The 16720-nt window shown below is 64.7% G+C and carries 10 protein-coding genes; 6 read left to right on the top strand and 4 right to left on the bottom strand.

The annotated features are described in order from the left end of the window. Positions 1-105 precede the first annotated feature (105 nt). The 5 genes from RTQ83_RS18120 to RTQ83_RS18100 all read left to right on the top strand — a co-directional run bounded on the left by RTQ83_RS18120 (position 106) and on the right by RTQ83_RS18100 (position 4458). Positions 106-885: a peptidyl-prolyl cis-trans isomerase gene (locus RTQ83_RS18120; RefSeq protein WP_312517460.1), complete on the top strand. Its 780-nt coding sequence runs from the start codon at positions 106-108 to the stop codon at positions 883-885. An 81-nt stretch (positions 886-966) separates the two neighbouring features. After that, the gene (locus tag RTQ83_RS18115) at positions 967-1743 is read left to right on the top strand and encodes a peptidyl-prolyl cis-trans isomerase (RefSeq protein ID WP_312517458.1); all 777 of its coding nucleotides are present in this window, start codon (positions 967-969) and stop codon (positions 1741-1743) included. Between the two features lie 218 nt (positions 1744-1961). After that, entirely contained in the window at positions 1962-2489 is a 528-nt protein-coding gene (locus RTQ83_RS18110; protein ID WP_312517456.1) for a PH domain-containing protein, read from the top strand. Between the two features lie 8 nt (positions 2490-2497). Then, on the top strand, positions 2498-2965 hold the full coding sequence (locus tag RTQ83_RS18105; protein ID WP_312517454.1) for a GNAT family N-acetyltransferase: 468 nt from the start codon (positions 2498-2500) through the stop codon (positions 2963-2965). Continuing rightward, positions 2962-4458 (top strand): S41 family peptidase, encoded by a 1497-nt coding sequence (locus tag RTQ83_RS18100; protein WP_312517452.1) that lies wholly within the window; start codon positions 2962-2964, stop codon positions 4456-4458. The genes RTQ83_RS18105 and RTQ83_RS18100 overlap by 4 nt, the downstream gene beginning before the upstream one ends. 14 nt (positions 4459-4472) lie before the next feature. Here the strand turns inward: RTQ83_RS18100 and RTQ83_RS18095 are convergent, their stop codons facing one another. The 3 genes from RTQ83_RS18095 to purL form a co-directional block, all read right to left on the bottom strand. After that, a complete protein-coding gene (locus tag RTQ83_RS18095) occupies positions 4473-5765 on the bottom strand; it encodes a PoNe immunity protein domain-containing protein (RefSeq protein ID WP_312517449.1) in 1293 nt (430 codons plus the stop codon). A gap of 81 nt (positions 5766-5846) precedes the next feature. Further along, positions 5847-6980 carry a S41 family peptidase gene (locus tag RTQ83_RS18090; RefSeq protein ID WP_312517447.1) on the bottom strand — a complete coding sequence of 378 codons (1134 nt, stop codon included), beginning with the start codon at positions 6978-6980 and terminating at the stop codon, positions 5847-5849. Between the two features lie 77 nt (positions 6981-7057). Next, a complete protein-coding gene (gene purL / locus RTQ83_RS18085) occupies positions 7058-11089 on the bottom strand; it encodes a phosphoribosylformylglycinamidine synthase (protein WP_312517445.1) in 4032 nt (1343 codons plus the stop codon). 264 nt (positions 11090-11353) lie between these two features. Here purL and RTQ83_RS18080 point away from each other — a divergent pair, with 264 nt between their 5' ends. After that, positions 11354-12982 (top strand): response regulator, encoded by a 1629-nt coding sequence (locus RTQ83_RS18080; protein WP_312517443.1) that lies wholly within the window; start codon positions 11354-11356, stop codon positions 12980-12982. A 41-nt stretch (positions 12983-13023) separates the two neighbouring features. On the opposite strand, the gene RTQ83_RS18075 is transcribed toward RTQ83_RS18080, so the two are convergent. After that, a complete protein-coding gene (locus RTQ83_RS18075; protein ID WP_312517438.1) occupies positions 13024-16611 on the bottom strand; it encodes a hydantoinase B/oxoprolinase family protein in 3588 nt (1195 codons plus the stop codon). Positions 16612-16720 lie beyond the last annotated feature (109 nt).

Raw genomic sequence — 16720 nt, 5'->3', positions numbered from 1 at the left:
CCGTTTTTCAGGCAGGATTAAGAAATTTGTTCGACAATTGAACTGGCAGTTACAAGAATTAATCTAATCTCGTCCAAGCAACTTTCCCCGTCACAGGAACACCACATGACTTTTAAGCCAGCACGCCTGCTGTTAGCATTGATCGCCGTCGTTTCGGCATCCGCCTTCGCCCAGAACGCCGCCGTGGTCAACGGCAAGGCGATTCCGTCGTCGCGCCTCGACGAAGCCGTCAAGCAGGTCGTGGCACAAGGCCAGGGCCAGGATTCGCCGCAACTGCGCGCCGCGATCAAGGAAGAACTGATCACCCGCGAAGTGCTGATGCAGGAAGCCGTCAAGCAGGGTTTCGACAAGAAGCCTGAAGTCAAGCAGGCGCTCGACAACGCCCGCCAGACCATCGTCGTCAACCAGCTGGCGCGCGATTACATCACCAAGAATCCGGTGAGCGACGCGGAAATCAAGGCCGAGTACGACAAGGCCAAAGCTGCCAACGGCGACAAGGAATACCACGTGCGCCACATCCTGCTGGGTACCGAAGACGAAGCCAAGGCCGTCATCGCCAAGCTGAAAGGCGGCGCCAAGTTCGAAGAACTGGCCAAGCAGAGCAAGGACACCGGCACCGCCAACAACGGCGGCGACCTGGACTGGGCTCCACCGTCGCAGTTCCCGCCTGAGTTCGCAGCCGGCTTCAGCAAGCTGCAAAAAGGCGCGATCACCGACGTCCCGGTCAAGACCCAGGCCGGCTTCCACGTGATCAAGGTCGACGACACCCGTCCGCTGACCCTGCCGGCCCTGGATCAGGTCAAGCCACAGATCGCCGAAGCCCTGTCGCAGCGCAAGCTGCAAGAGTACCAGGAGCAAATGGTCAAAAAGGCAAAGGTGCAGTAAGATATGCAATCGCCGGTGCCCGCGGGCACCGGTTTTCGTCGCCTGCGGCGATACTTTTCGTGTTTATATAGGATCACAACAATGATTTTGAAGCCAGCCCGCCTGCTGTTAGCCATGTCCGCACTGGTTGCGCTGCCGGCACTCGCGCAAAACGCTGCAACCGTCAATGGCAAAGCGATCCCGCAGGCCAAGGTCGACCAGCTCGTCAAGCAAGTCGTCGCCCAGGGCCGCGCCACGGATTCGCCGCAGCTGCGCGAGATGATCAAGAAAGACCTGATCGGTCGTGAAGTCCTGATCCAGGAAGCCGACAAGCAGAACATCGGCAACCGCGCCGAAGTCAAGGCAGCGATCGACAATGCCCGTCAAAGCATCATCATCAACGCGATGCTGGCGGACTACGTCAAGAAGAACCCGGTCAAGGACGCCGAGATCAAGGCCGAGTACGACAAGTACAAAGCACAGATGGGCGACAAGGAATACCACGCGCGCCACATCCTGGTCGACAAGGAAGAAGACGCCAAGGCGATCATCGCCAAGCTGAAAGGCGGCGCCAAGTTCGAAGAGCTGGCCAAGCAGTCGAAAGACGGTTCGGCCCAGAACGGCGGTGACCTGGACTGGGCAAGCCCGGCCAACTACGTGCCTGAGTTCTCGAAAGCCATGGTCGCCCTGCAAAAAGGCGCCATCACCGAGACCCCGGTCAAGTCGCAATACGGCTACCACGTGATCAAGCTGGAAGACGTGCGCGCTGCCAAGATCCCGCCGCTGGAAGAAGTCAAGCAGCAGGTCGCGGAACAGCTGCAACAGCGTCAAGTCGCGCAGTACCGCGAAAGCCTGGTCAAGAAGGCCACGGTCAAGTAATTACCCGGCAACTGTCGGATCGAAAAAGCGCTCTTCGGGGCGCTTTTTTATTGCCTGTGGATTTGTGCGCATTTCTATGCAGGGCGTGTTTGCTATCGTTGCGGTTTTTCGCGCGCGCCGGTGTCGACGGCAACGCCGCCCTCATCTGACGAAAGACGTGCTGCATGCATTCAAACTGGCTGCCTTATACCCTCGGCGTAGTGTTCTGGATCGTGGCCATGGCGCTGACGATGCGCTGGCTTGGCCGCAGCCGGCTGCGCGCCCGTCCGGCGGAACAGGCGCGCCAGCTGACGCAGCCGACCAGCATCCTTGTCATCGGCATCGTCGGCACCGTTTTCTTTCTGGGTAGCTTTATCGGCGCGCTGATCTGGGCCGATGCCTCCGAGCCTGCCTGGCCATTCCTGATCTTCGCAGCGCTGGCGCTGCTCGGTGTGTATATGATCGCGGACTACTTCAACGCGCGGCACGAAGTCGGCGACGAGGGAATGCAGTACGGCCGCGCCTTCGGGCAGCGTGGCACGTTCGAGTGGAGCGAGGTGCAACAAGTCGGCTTCAACAAGCGCATGAACTGGTACCGGATCACGCTCACCTCGGGCGTCAAGGTGCGCGTTTCGGGAACGCTGATGGGCTTGCCGGAATTTGCCAGAACCGTGGTGCGGCACGTGCCGCCAGCCCGGATCGACGCCGGTACCCGCACCATGCTGTACAGCGCATCGAACGAACGGCTGCACCCGCTGTGGAAATAGGCTTGTGCGTGACGCCCGTGTTTCGGCGGGCCGAACCTGCCGACATCGCGGCGATGTCGCGCATCCGGCTGTCGGTCACCGAAAACGTGCTGTCCGATCCGGCGCGCGTCACGCTGCAGATGTACGAGGATTACCTGGATCGATACGGGCGTGGCTGGGTGGCCGACATCGACGGGGCGATCGCCGCTTTCGCCTATGCCGACAAGCGCGATGGCTCGATCTGGGCGCTGTTCGTCGATGCTGCCTACGAGGGACGCGGGTTGGCGAAGCAGCTGCTCCGGCTCGCGGTCGATTGGCTGTTCACGCTCGGCTTTGCGCAAGTCACGCTCACCACGACGCCCGGCACCCGGGCCGACCGTTTTTATGGGCGCCAGGGTTGGCGCCGCGGCGCTCCTGGCGCGCGCGAAGTCGCCTATTCGCTGCCGCGCGACGACCAGCGCCAACCATCGACACCGCGACTTTCCGACTTCCCATGAAGAACCTCCTAGCCTGCCTGCTGCCATGCGCGGCGTTCGCCCTCCCCGCCGCCGCGAGCGCGCAGACCACCGTCACTGATGGCCAGGCACTGCGGGCCGACCTGCTTCAGCACTATCCTTCGCTGGCCTGGGTCGAGCGCTACCGGCAAGCCTTTCCCGCCGAAGCGCAAGGCAACGAATCGCTATGGCGCGGCGCATCCGTGCCGGCGCTGGAATCCGCCGCCGAACTGACCGACGCCCTGGCCGCGCTCCAGGACCAGCACATCGGCCTGGTGGGGCCGAAGGCCGGCAAGCAGCGGACGCTGGGCGTGCTGTTTCGCACCAGCAGCGACGGCGCGATGTCGGTGTGGCGCCATGTCGATCCGGGCGTGACCTCGGTCCGCAACGGCGACCAGGTGCTGACCATCGACGGCAAGCCGGTCGCGCGCTGGCTCGAGCAAGCCGGCGCCCGCACCTTCGGCGGCAACCGCCGCTCGCGTATGGCGGAAGCGGCGCTCAAGCTGGGCGCGGCCACGCCCGTGTATCACGCGGCAGTCGGCTTGTCGGACACGGTGCGCCTGACCCTGCGCGATACCACGGGCGCCACCCGCACGGTCGAACTGGCATACCGGCCAGTGACCCAGCAGGCAATCGTCGCCCTCAGCGAGGCTGTCGAGCGCTCCGACTTGCCCGAGAAAATGCAGGTGCTCGGCTACCGGATCGGCACCGTGCGTTTCGGCGCTTTCGCGCCGCAGTTCGACGCGGATTTCGTGGCCGCCGCCGAGGCCGCCGAAGGACCGAATGCGACCGAAGACGGCCCGATGCTGGCCGGCTACTGCGCGATCGTACGCAAGCGGCTGGTCCAGATCAACGCGCTCGCGGCCGACTCCGACCTGCTGCTGATCGACCTGCGCGGTAACCTCGGCGGCTTCGCGCGCGAAGCGCGCTTGCTGGCGCGCGCCCTGACGCCGAAGCCGCTGGCGCGCACGTACGACGTGTTCCGCGGCAGTACGCCGGGCAGCCTGAAGCTGGTCGAGCAGATCGAAGACCCGTCTTGCGGCACCATCGCAACCCCGCGCCCGCTGCTGGTCTGGACCGATGCCGGCACCCGCTCCGGCGGCGAGTTCATGGCCGCGTGGCTGTGGTCGACCGGCGCGATCGTCGTCGGCGAGCAGACCATCGGTGCCGGCGGCGGACGCGATTCCGCCGCAACCGGCTTTCCGATGCCGCGCTCCGGTTTGAGAGTGAACTACAGCGGCAACTTCGCCGTGCTCGATAGCGCAGGTGACGTGAAGGTCGGCGAGATGAAGGAATCCACCCTGATCGATCTGATCAGCCGGGACCGTTTCGCTCCTAGCCGCGCCCGTCCATTTGCACTCCAGGCGGTCGGTGTGCAACCCGACCTGCCACTGGCAACCAACGCCGAGGATCTGGCCGACGGCGGCGTTGCCGCTGTCGGGCGTATCGTCGCCAGACTGGTGGAGCAAGGGCTGCTACCGCCTGTCCGGCGCTAATTGGGACAGCCAACCTACTGCCACTGTTCGCGGCCCATGCACGTGATCTCGAGCTGCTCGCACAGCAGGGCGAATTCGGCGGCGTGGGCATCGCTGTACAACACCGCATTCCAGTTATCGCTGTCACTCTCCAGTACTGCCAGCCGGTTGCCCCGTTGCAGGTCGAGCGCCTGCAGCGCATTCAGGATGGCCGTTACCCGCGCCGGGCCCTGCTGTTCCATCGGCGGCACGGACGGCGCCGGCAACTGCCATGACGCGCACATGGAGTTGGCATGTGCAAAGACCGTCTCGTCGTCCTTCAGGTCGGCATTGATCCCGAGCCCCACCCCGGCCAGCGCTTCCATCGCCGTGTCCAACGGCGGCATGGTCTTGCGCTTGCCGAGCGCCTTCCTGGCGCGTTCGATCAGCAGCGCATCCTCTCCACAAATCAGCTCGACCCAGCGCGCGTAGGCTTCGGCCCTGGTCAGCGCATAATGCTTCTTCTCCTTCGGCCGGGCGCTCTCGGGCAGCCCGATCGTCGGATCGACGAATGCGGTGCGCCAGGCGTCGCGCGCGTGGCGGACGTGGGCGCGGTAGTAGTCGACCAGATCGCGTGGATAGTGCGGCAGGTGGCGAAACGCACTGTCGTCGACATCGAAGGCGCACACCACCAGCGCCAGGTGCAGGGGCAGCGCCGCGAATGCGTAACGGTGCTCGTCGATGTGCTCGCGATAGCCGTAGCTTTTGGTACGCTTGGGCCACTGCTTCATGTACGCCGCCAGGCTGCGCTCCCAGGTCGGGCGCGGCTGCAGCAGGATCGCGACCAGCCCTTCCTCGTCCGGCAGCACACTGTCACGGAGGTTGTACGGCCTGTCGTAATCGAAGTCCTTTACGAAGCCCTTCAACACCATGCCGACCAGGGCAGGATTGCAGTCCGGCGTGAACCAGTCATCGATCCGCGAGATCATGCCGCCTTCGTCGTCGAAGCACACCAGTGCGGCCAGCAGCATCCAGCTGCCATACTGTTCGAAATGTGAGCGTATGCGGCGTCCGGGAAAATAGCGGTCGGCGACCGCGGCAGCCTTTTCCAGCGTCGGTATATGGATCTCGTAGAAATGCGCCTTCAGCGAGTCCAGCGAATCACCACGTGCGTAGCGATAAAACAGGCCGTTCGCGAGGTGCTTTGGAATGTTGATCAGGTCGTACTGATATGGATTGTCGGGGTTCTCTTCGGCCTGACGGAACGCCCATCGAACAGAGCTATCCGGCGAATCGACTTCGCTATCGTATTGCGCGCGCGGTACTGTGAGGACACGTGAGTTATCCATGCTTGCTCTTCCAGAGATAATAGATGGCAGTGCCGATCTGCGGCAGCACTGAGATGCGGGCGCAGAGCCCGCCGGCCCGGCTCACGATCCGCCAAGCTCCTGCAAACGCTTGCGCCGCTCACCCACGCCCTTAGCGGGAGACTGTTTCAACAACTGCTGCAGCGCGACGCGCTCCGCCGTGCGTAATGCGTCATCTGCCGCGACCTTGATATCCGGCGTCACACCCGTCCCTTCCCAATTGGTCTTGCTGATCGGGTTGATCGCGCGCCCGCTCGGAATGAACACGAACATGTGCGGATGCAGCCGGTGCCCGCCGCCCGGATGCGCACCGCCTCGCGTGGTCTCGCCGATGATGGTCGCGCGCCTGAGTTGCTTCAGGTTATAGCTGAACTCTTCCGCACCGGAGAAGGTGCGCTTGCTGGTCAACACGTACACATTCTTGGTGCCGCCGAAACGCTTGCCCGGCACATCGTCGCGCGTCCAGAACGCGTCGGTGCTTCCGCTCTTGCGCCAGTACATGTCATTCAAATGCGTACGCCCGTCGAACAGGTAGCTCGTCACGAACGCCACCGTATGCGGATCGCCGCCGCCGTTGTGGCGCAGGTCGACGATCAGGGCATCGGTATCGGCCAGCTGCGTCATCGCGGCGCCCAGAGTCGGCTCGGCGAATTCGATCGCGGCGAATTCGCGCAGGTCGAGGTAACCGATATTGCCCGGCAGCGTATCGACCTTCCTCACGCCGAAATTGGAGGCCTTGAATCGCTTAAGCATGATGCGGTCCATCTCCGGCGTGCGCTGCGGTCCTTCTTCGTTTTCCGGCAGCACCTCGGTAGTCGTCCTGACGGTCAGGTGCAGATCGCTCGTCGGCTGGCGCAAATCTTCGGTCAGGGCCGCGCCGAGCTGGTTCAGGTCGTTCAGGCCACGATAAGCGCCGCGCCGCTCCTTGTCGCTGACCCGCTCGACGATCAGTTTCGCCTTATCCGGGAATACGTATTCTTCGCTGATCTTTTGCTTGAGCGTCGCGATGATGCCGCTGCGGGTCGCATCGTCGATCGGATATTTTTGTGCGGCGCCGGAGATGCCGGCCACGCACGTCAGGACCATCAGGAACAACGAACGGACAGCGGCAGTTTTCATGTAAGCGATCCAAACTAGCGGTTGATATTCTGTTAGCCCAAATAGCGGCCATGTGGATTTCCCTGCGCCGTCGAGCATACCTTCACTTTGGCCCGGAAATAAAAAAACGCCTCCGAAGAGGCGTTTTTTATGCTAGGCGGATGATCAACCGATGATCAAGCGACCCACTTGCGCGCATTGCGGAACATGCGCATCCACGGCGACTCGTCACCCCACGATTCCGGCGCCCACGAATGCACGACGCCGCGGAACACGCGCTCGGCGTGCGGCATCAGCACCGTGAAGCGGCCGTCGTCGGTGGTGACCGAAGTCAGGCCGCCCGGCGAACCGTTCGGGTTGAACGGATAGGTTTCGGTCGCCTGGCCATGGTTGTCGATGAAGCGCATCGCCTTGTTGGCGGCGTTGATGTCGCCGGTCAGCGAGAAGTCGGCAAAGCCTTCGCCGTGGGCGATGGCGATCGGCGCCTGGGTGCCGGCCATGCCCTGGAAGAAGACCGACGGCGAATCGAGGACTTCGACCATGCCGAAGCGCGCCTCGAACTGTTCCGACTTGTTGCGGGTGAACTTTGGCCACGCATGCGCGCCCGGGATGATCGACTTCAGGTTGCTCATCATCTGGCAGCCGTTGCACACGCCCAGGCCGAAGGTGTCCTGGCGCGCGAAGAACTTGGCAAACGCATCGGACAGCTGTGGGTTGAACAGGATGGTCTTGGCCCAGCCTTCGCCCGCGCCCAGCACGTCGCCGTACGAGAAACCGCCGACGGCGATGATGCCGTGGAAGTCGTCCAGCTTGGCGCGGCCGGCGATCAGGTCGCTCATGTGGACGTCGATCGCGTTGAAGCCGGCCTGGTGCATCGCCCAGGCGGTCTCGATGTGCGAGTTGACGCCCTGCTCGCGCAGGATCGCCACGCGTGGACGCACGCCGGTCGCGATGAACGGCGCCGCGACATTCTCCGCCAGGTCGAAGCTGACCTTCGGCGTCATGCCCGGATCGGTTTCGTCCAGCAGACGGTCGTATTCCTGGTCGGCGCAGGCCGGGTTGTCGCGCAGGCGCGCGATGCGCCAGCTGGTTTCGCTCCAAAGGCGGTGCAGGCTGCTGCGGGTTTCGTTGTAGATCACCTTGGCGTCGCGGGTGAACTCGATCGCGCCGCGATCGTTGAGCTTACCGATGATGTGGCTGCAGGCGCCCAGGCCCTGGTCGCGCAGCACGTTCATGACGGCGCTCTTGTCCTCGAGACGCACCTGGATCACGGCGCCGAGCTCTTCGGCGAACAGCGCGCGCAGCGTCATTTCGTTGCGGCGCTCGGCCACCTGGCCGGCCCAGTTCTTGGCGTCGCCCCAGTCGGAGGCGTGCTCGCCTTCCATGGTCAGGATGTCGAGGTTGACCGACACGCCGGTGCGGCCGGCGAAGGCCATCTCGGCCAGGGTGCCGAACAGGCCGCCGTCCGAACGGTCGTGGTAAGCCAGCAGCTTGCCGTCGCTATTCAATTGCTGGATCGCGACGAAGAAGGCTTTCAGGTCTTGCGGCGAATCGACGTCCGGCACGCTGTCGCCCAGCTGCTGGGTAACCTGCGCCAGGATCGAGGCGCCCAGACGGTTCTTGCCGCGGCCCAGGTCGATCAGGATCAGGGCGGTGTCGCCCTTGTCGGTTTGCAGTTGCGGGGTCAGCGAACGGCGCACGTCGGTGACTGGTGCGAACGACGACACGATCAGCGACACCGGCGAGATCACGGCCTTGTTCTGGCCCTCGTCGTTCCAGGTGGTGCGCATCGACAGCGAATCCTTGCCGACCGGGATTGACACGCCCAGCGCCGGGCACAGTTCCATGCCCACTGCCTTGACGGTGTCGAACAGCGCGGCGTCCTGGCCCGGCTGGCCGCAGGCCGCCATCCAGTTGGCCGACAGCTTGATGTCCGAGATATCGGCGATCGGCGCGGCAGCGATATTGGTGATCGCCTCGCCCACGGCCATGCGGCCCGAGGCGGCGGCGTCGATCACGGCCAGCGGGGTGCGCTCGCCCATCGCCATCGCTTCGCCCACGAAGCCTTCGTACGACATCGCGGTGACGGCGCAGTCGGCCACCGGCACCTGCCACGGGCCGACCATCTGGTCGCGCACGGTCATGCCGCCCACGGTACGGTCGCCGATGGTGATCAGGAACGATTTGTCGGCGACGGTTGGATTGAGCAGCACGCGGCGCACAGCCTCTTTCAATTCGATGCCGGTCAGGTCGACCGGCGGGAAGCTGTGCTGGACGTGCTCGACGTCGCGCAGCATCTTCGGCGGTTTGCCGAGCAGGACGTCCATCGGCATGTCGACCGGCGACGCATTCGCGGCGTCAAGGGCCTGGTCGTCGATCAGGCGCAGCTGACGCTCTTCGGTGGCGGTGCCGACCACGGCGAACGGGCAGCGCTCGCGTTCGCACAGGGCGGCAAACGTCGCCAGGTCATCCGGAGCGATCGCCAGTACATAGCGTTCCTGCGACTCATTCGACCAGATCTCTTTCGGCGCCATGCCGCTTTCTTCCAGCGGCACCTTGCGCAATTCAAAAATCGCGCCGCGCTTGGCGTCGTTGACGATTTCCGGGAACGCGTTCGACAGGCCGCCGGCGCCGACGTCGTGGATCGAGATGATCGGGTTGTTCTCGCCCAGCTGCCAGCAGCCGTTGATCACTTCCTGGGCGCGGCGTTCCATCTCCGGATTGCCGCGCTGGACCGAGTCGAAGTCCAGGTCGGCGGTATTGGTGCCGGTGGCCATCGACGAGGCGGCGCTGCCGCCCATGCCGATGCGCATGCCCGGGCCGCCCAGCTGGATCAGCAGCGAGCCGACCGGGATCTCGTCCTTGTGGGTGTGCGCGGCCGAGATGCTGCCGATGCCGCCGGCGATCATGATCGGCTTGTGGTAACCGTACACCGCGTTGGCGGCGCCGACGTTCTGCTCGTAGCTGCGGAAGTACCCGCCCAGCACCGGACGGCCGAATTCATTGCTGAAGGCGGCGCCGCCGATCGGGCCGTCGATCATGATCTGCAGCGGCGAGGCAATGCGTTCCGGCTTGCCGTAGACGGTGTCGGTACGGTCAGCCTTGGTCACGTCCGACGCGTTTTCCCACGGACGCTGGGCGTCCGGCAGCAGCAGGTTCGACACGGTGAAGCCGGTCAGGCCGGCCTTCGGCTTGGCGCCGCGGCCGGTCGCGCCCTCGTCGCGGATCTCGCCGCCGGCGCCGGTCGAGGCGCCAGGGAATGGGGAAATCGCGGTCGGGTGGTTGTGGGTCTCGACCTTCATCAGGGTGTGCACCAGCTCGGTCGACGGGCCATACTGCTGGCCATCACGCGGGAAGAAGCGCGTCACGGTTGCGCCTTCGATGATCGACGAGTTGTCGCTGTAGGCGACCACGGTGCCGCGCGGGTTCAGCTGGTGGGTGTTCTTGATCATGCCGAACAGCGACTTCTCTTGCTTGACGCCGTCGATGATCCAGTCGGCGTTAAAGATCTTGTGGCGGCAGTGTTCGCTGTTGGCCTGCGCGAACATCATCAGTTCGACGTCGGTCGGGTTGCGCTGCGCTTTGGTGAAGGCGTCGTGCAGGTAGTCGATCTCGTCGATCGACATCGCCAGGCCCAGTTCGGTGTTGGCGCGCACCAGCGCCTCGCGGCCCTGGCCCAGCACGTCGATGCTTTCCAACGACTTGCCTTCCAGTTCGCGGAACAGGTGCTGCGCCTCGTCCGCCTTGCGCAGCACGGTTTCGGTCATGCGGTCGTGCAGCAGTGCGCTGACGGCTTCCAGTTCGGGGGCCGAGAGTTTCTTCGGCGCGCCGATGCTGCTGCCCAGGATGCCGCTTTTCAGCACCACGGTGTAGCCGACGCCGCGCTCGATGCGGTGCACGTGGGTCATGCCGCAGTTGTGCGCGATGTCGGTCGCCTTCGAGGCCCACGGCGAAATCGTGCCCAGGCGCGGGATGACGAAGAACTCTTCGCTCACACCTTCGTAGAGCGTTTCAGGGGCCGGCTCGCCATAGGTGAGCATGGCCGACAGACGCGACGTGTCGTCCGTCGTCAGCGGCGCGCTGGTATCGATGAAGTGGTAGAAGCGCGCCTGCACCGCGGCAATCGACGGGGCGACGGCTTGCAGTTGGCTCAGGAGGCGTTGGCTACGGAAGGCGGACAGGGCATTGGAACCCGGCAGAATCAACATGGCTTGGACAGTCGTTGATGCAGCGTGGCTGCTTGGGTGGAAGATAGCCCGCTATTATACAGTGTTGTAAAGGCGCGACCATGGGGGTCTGGCCGGTTCGACCCGGCCATCGGCGAATCGCTGTCGGTATTCTGGCGCCCAACACATTGACAACACAGCAAGCCACTTTCCTTGATAGAACCGTAGCTTGTCGGTATCTTTACGGTGAACAATATTTGGATGGCATTAGCACTCAAGGCAGCATCAGCAGAAACGGGAACGAATATGCAAGACAACGGTAATCTGGCGGTATTGGTGGTCGATCCGAATCCGGGCATGCGCACCAGCCTGCAGAACATGCTGGGGCTGATCGGCATCGGCAAGGTCGAATACGCGATCAACGCCAACACGGCCATCAAGCAGCTGACGAAGCGCGCCTATGACGTCGTGCTGTGCGAATACGACCTGGCCAGCGGCAGCGGCGAAGGCCAGGACGGCCAGCAGCTGCTGGAAGACCTGCGCCACCATCACCTGATTTCGGCCTCGACCATCTTCATCATGCTCACCTCCGAGGGCGTGTACAACAAGGTGGTCAGCGCGGCCGAACTGACCCCGACCGACTACGTGCTGAAACCGTTCACGGTGGAGCTGCTCAGTGGCCGCATCAAACGCGCGCTGGAACGTCGCGCCGCCCTGCTCCCGGCCTGGCAGCAGGCGGCGGCAGGCAAGCTGCGCGAAGCGATCCGCACCTGCGAAGAAGGCGAAAAGGCGCAGCCGCGCTACGCTTTCGACTTCGCGCGCATCCGCGCCGAGCTGCACACCACGCTGGAAGAGCACCAGCAGGCGGCCAACGTCTATCGTCAGATCATGACCGAGCGCCCGCTCGGCTGGGCCGCACTGGGCCTGGCGCGCTGCATGGTGGCGCTGAACCAGATCGACGACGCCCGCTTCATCCTCGACGAACTGCTGATCTCGAACCCGCGCATGATGGCGGCCTACGACCTGCTGGCGCGCTGCCTCGAAACCGAGGGCGAGGGAGCGCTGGCCAAGAAGGTGCTGGAAGACGCGGTAGCGATTTCCCCGCACGTGGTGCGGCGCCTGCGCAAGCTGGGCGAAGTGGCGCTGGCGACGGGCGACGCGGAAGGTGCCGAGAAATCGTTCAAGCAGGTGGTGACCAAGGCACGTTATTCGGAGTTTCGCGATCCCGAAGACCATGTGAATCTGGTCAAGGCGCTGGTGACGCGCGGCGACATGGTGCAGGCCACCGGCGTGATCCGCGACCTGGAACGCTCGCTGCGCGGCAGCCCGGCGGCCGACGCCTGCAAGTCGTATGCAACCTCACTGTTGCACGACAAGACCGGCAACGGCGGCGCGGCGGCGGCCGAACTGCAGGCGGCGGTGAACGCGGTGCGCGCCAGCAGCGGACTATCGTCCGGCCTCAAGATGGAAATGGCGCGCGCCTGCCTCGATCATCAGCTCGACGCGCAGGCGGCCGACGTGATGATGACGGTGATGCACGATGCCCAGAGCGGCGTGTCGGTCGACCAGGCGATGGGCGTGTTCGACAAGGCCGGGCGTGGCGATCTGGTCGAAGGCATGGGGCAGCAGCTCAAGGCGCAGGCCCAGATCCTGCTCGGCGTGGCCGACGAGAAGCGCAATATGGGCGACGTGCGCGGGGCGGTGCAGACGCTGCTCGAAGCGCTGCACATCGCGCCGAACAATCTGCAGATCATGGTGGCGACGGCGGGCGGCATCCTGCGCCAGATGAACGAACTGGGGTGGGATCATCCGCTGGGGCAGACTGCGGGGGCGCTGCTGGATGGGATCAGGGCGCAGGATGCGCTGCATCCGCGCCTTGCGGTGCTGGTAGAGGAGTATCAGGCGGCGCGGCGCAAGTACGGTATCGCAGCCTGAATTCAGCGCGGAATGGCCTGGCGATTGCCAGGCCATCCTGTTCAAACTTCGCCGAATCCACCTCCACCCGGCGTCTCGATCACGAACACGTCGCCAGCTCCCATATCGGTTTTCCCGATATGACCAAGCTCCTCGATCGAACCGTCGGATCGCAGCACGCTGTTCCTGCCGCGCTGCGCCTCCCCGCCTCCCGCCATGCCGAACGGTGCATGGATCCGGTTATTCGACAGGATCGCCGCCGTCATCGGCTCCAGGAAGCGCACTTTGCGTACGCCCCCGTTCCCGCCGCGCCAGCGCCCCGCCCCGCCCGAGCCGTGCCGGATCTCGTAGCTTTCCAGCCGCACCGGGAATCTGAACTCCAGAATCTCGGGATCGGTCAGCCGCGAATTGGTCATATTGGTCTGCACCACATCGGTCCCATCGAAGCCTTCGCCGGCACCGGAGCCGCCCGAGATGGTCTCGTAGTACTGATAGCGCGCATTCCCGAACGTGAAGTTGTTCATCGTCCCCTGCGCCGCCGCCATCACGCCGAGCGCCCCATACAGCGCGTTGGTGATGCAGGTCGAGGTCTCGACATTCCCCGACACCACCGAGGCCGGGTAATGCGGGTTGAGCATCGAACCGGGCGGGATGATCACCTTCAGCGGCTTCAGGCAGCCGGCATTCAACGGAATCTCGTCATCCACCAGCGTACGGAACACGTACAGCACCGCCGCCATGCACACGCTCGACGGCGCGTTGAAGTTGTTCGGCAGCTGGCCCGAGGTGCCGGTGAAATCGACCTCCGCGCTGCGTGACGCCTGATCGACGCGGATCGCGACGTCGATATGCGCGCCGTTGTCGAGCTGGTAGTGGAAGCTGCCGTCCTTGAGCGCCGAGATCACGCGCCGTACCGCTTCTTCAGCGTTATCCTGCACGTGTCCCATGTAGGCGCGCACCACGTCCAGGCCATAGTAGGCCACCATCTTGCCCAGCTCTTCGACACCCTTCTGGTTGGCCGCCACTTGCGCACGCAGGTCGGCCATGTTCTGGTCCGGATTGCGCGCCGGGTAGCGCGCGCCCGACAGCAGTGCGCGCGCCGCCTCTTCGCGCAGCACGCCGTCCGCCCCGTCGACCAGCTTGAAGTTGTTGATCAGGACACCCTCCTGCTCGATGTGGTCCGAGTCCGGCGGCATCGAGCCCGGCGTGGTGCCGCCGATGTCGGCATGGTGGCCACGCGAGCCGACATAGAACAGAATCTCGCGGCCCTCGGCATCGAATACCGGCGAAATCACCGTGACGTCCGGCAGGTGGGTGCCGCCGTGGTATGGATCGTTGAGCACATACACGTCGCCGGCGCGCATGCGGCCCGCGTTCTCGCGCATCACGGTCTTGATGCTCTCGCCCATCGACCCGAGGTGCACCGGCATGTGCGGCGCGTTCGCCACCAGGTTGCCGTCGTGGTCGAAGATGGCGCAGCTGAAGTCGAGGCGTTCCTTGATGTTGACCGAGTAGGCGGTGTTCTGCAGCCGCAGCCCCATCTGCTCGGCGATCGACATGAACAGGTTGTTGAAGATCTCGAGCATCACCGGGTCGGCCGTGGTGCCGATCGCGCGCCGCTCCGGCAGCGCTTCGACGCGGGTCAGGACCAGGTGGTTGTAGTCGGTCACGCTCGCCTGCCAGCCCGGTTCGACCACGGTGGTGGCGTTGTCCTCGGCGACGATCGCGGGACCGCGCACCACGTGTCCCGGCTGCAGATCGTGGCGCGCGTGGATCGCGGTATCGCGCCACTCGCCGCCGCTGTACATGCGCACGGTCACCGAGGGCGCCGGCGCAGGCTCCGTCGCCAGCGTATCGACGCGCGTTTCAGGTGGCGCATCCGACTGGCCGATCGCTTCCACCGACACCGCTTCCACCATCAGCGCGCGCGACGGCATCAGGAACGAATAGCGTCGCTTATAGGCCTGCTCGAATTGCGCCTGCATCTCGTCGGCGCTGCCGAGGAGCACCAGCAGTGCCGAGTCGGTGCCTTCGTAACGCAGATGCACGCGTTCGACCAGCACGATGCGCTCGTCCGCCACGCCCTGCATCCGCAACTGCGTGCGCGCCTGCCCCGCCAGTTCCGCCAGGCGTGCTCGCAGCGACGCCAGCATTGCGTCGCTCAAGCGTTCTTCGACCGCCTGCTCGCGCATCGCGGTCTGGTCGGCCAAGCCCATGCCATAAGCGGACAGCACGCCGGCCAGCGAATGGATGAACACCGTCTTCATGCCCAGCGCGTCCGCCACCAGGCAGGCGTGCTGGCCTCCGGCGCCGCCGAAGCTGGTCAGCGCGTATTCGGTGACGTCGTGGCCGCGCTGAACCGAGATCTGCTTGATCGCGTTGGCCATATTGCCGACCGCGATCTGGATGAAGCCTTCAGCCACCGCTTCCGGCGCCGGCCGCGTGCCGGTGCTTTCACCGATGCGGTCGGCCAGTTCATCGAAGCACGCCCGCACCGCCTCGGCATCGAGCGCGTCGTCCCCGCCCGGTCCGAATAGGCGCGGGAAGTAGCGCGGCTGCACCTTGCCCAGCATGACGTTGCAGTCAGTGACCGCCAGCGGTCCACCGCGCCGGTAGCTGGCCGGGCCGGGATTGGCGCCCGCGCTGTCCGGTCCCACGCGATAGCGGCTGCCATCGAAATGCAGGATCGAACCGCCGCCCGCCGCCACCGTGTGGATGCTCATCATCGGCGCGCGCATGCGTACGCCCGCGACCTGGGTCTCGAACACGCGTTCGAACTCGCCCGAGTAATGCGAGACGTCGGTCGAGGTGCCTCCCATGTCGAAGCCGATCACGCGCTCGAAGCCGGCCAGGCGGCTGGCACGCACCATACCGACGATGCCGCCCGCAGGGCCGGACAGGATGCTGTCCTTGCCCTGGAAGGCGCGCGCATCGGTCAGACCGCCGCTGGACTGCATGAACTGCAGGTTCACGCCGGGCAGCTCGCCCGCCACCTGGTCGACGTAGCGGCGCAAAATCGGCGACAGATACGCATCGACCACGGTGGTGTCGCCGCGCGCCACCAGCTTCATCATCGGACTCACTTCGTGCGACACCGACACCTGGGTGAAGCCGATCGCGCGTGCGATGCGCGCCACCGCCGCTTCGTGCGCGGTATGACGGTAGCCGTGCATGAATACGATCGCCAGCGAGCTCAGGCCGGCGTCAAACGCTTCCTGCAGAGAGCTGCGCGCCGCATCCTCGTCGAGCGGAAGCACCACGTCGCCGTGCGCACCCATGCGCTCGTCGATTTCGATCACGCGTGCATACAGCAGTTCGGGCAGCACGATGTGGCGGTCGAACAGGCGTGGCCGGTTCTGGTAAGCGATGCGCAGCGCGTCGCGGAAACCGCGCGTGATCGCCAGCACGGTTGGCTCGCCTTTGCGCTCGAGCAGCGCGTTGGTGGCGACCGTGGTGCCCATCTTCACCGCTTCGACCGCCGCGCCGGCGGCATTACCGCCGAGCAGGTGGCGAATGCCGGCCACGGCGGCGTCGCGGTACTGTTCGGGGTTTTCGGACAGCAGCTTGTGCGTCACGAGTTGTCCATCGGGACGGCGCGCCACGATGTCGGTGAAGGTGCCGCCTCGGTCGATCCAGAACTGCCAATCCATGCCTTGTTCTCCGCGTGATGTTAAAACGTTCCACCCCATTGTAGTCGGACGGCGCGCCGGCGTTGGCGAAAATGGGGTGGAACGTTTTAACATCACGCGGAGAACAAGG

Source organism: Massilia sp. (genome assembly GCF_031995545.1).
GTDB lineage: Bacteria > Pseudomonadota > Gammaproteobacteria > Burkholderiales > Burkholderiaceae_D > Telluria.
This window is presented reverse-complemented; position numbering and strand designations above follow the sequence as displayed.

Coding starts and splice junctions, on each gene's coding strand:
- RTQ83_RS18090 (WP_312517447.1), bottom strand. CDS start 6,980: ATGCTCGACGGCGCAGGGAAATCCACATGGCCGCTATTTGGGCTAACA.
- RTQ83_RS18095 (WP_312517449.1), bottom strand. CDS start 5,765: ATGGATAACTCACGTGTCCTCACAGTACCGCGCGCGCAATACGATAGC.
- RTQ83_RS18075 (WP_312517438.1), bottom strand. CDS start 16,611: ATGGATTGGCAGTTCTGGATCGACCGAGGCGGCACCTTCACCGACATC.
- RTQ83_RS18110 (WP_312517456.1), top strand. CDS start 1,962: ATGGCGCTGACGATGCGCTGGCTTGGCCGCAGCCGGCTGCGCGCCCGT.
- purL (WP_312517445.1), bottom strand. CDS start 11,089: ATGTTGATTCTGCCGGGTTCCAATGCCCTGTCCGCCTTCCGTAGCCAA.
- RTQ83_RS18100 (WP_312517452.1), top strand. CDS start 2,962: ATGAAGAACCTCCTAGCCTGCCTGCTGCCATGCGCGGCGTTCGCCCTC.
- RTQ83_RS18080 (WP_312517443.1), top strand. CDS start 11,354: ATGCAAGACAACGGTAATCTGGCGGTATTGGTGGTCGATCCGAATCCG.
- RTQ83_RS18120 (WP_312517460.1), top strand. CDS start 106: ATGACTTTTAAGCCAGCACGCCTGCTGTTAGCATTGATCGCCGTCGTT.
- RTQ83_RS18115 (WP_312517458.1), top strand. CDS start 967: ATGATTTTGAAGCCAGCCCGCCTGCTGTTAGCCATGTCCGCACTGGTT.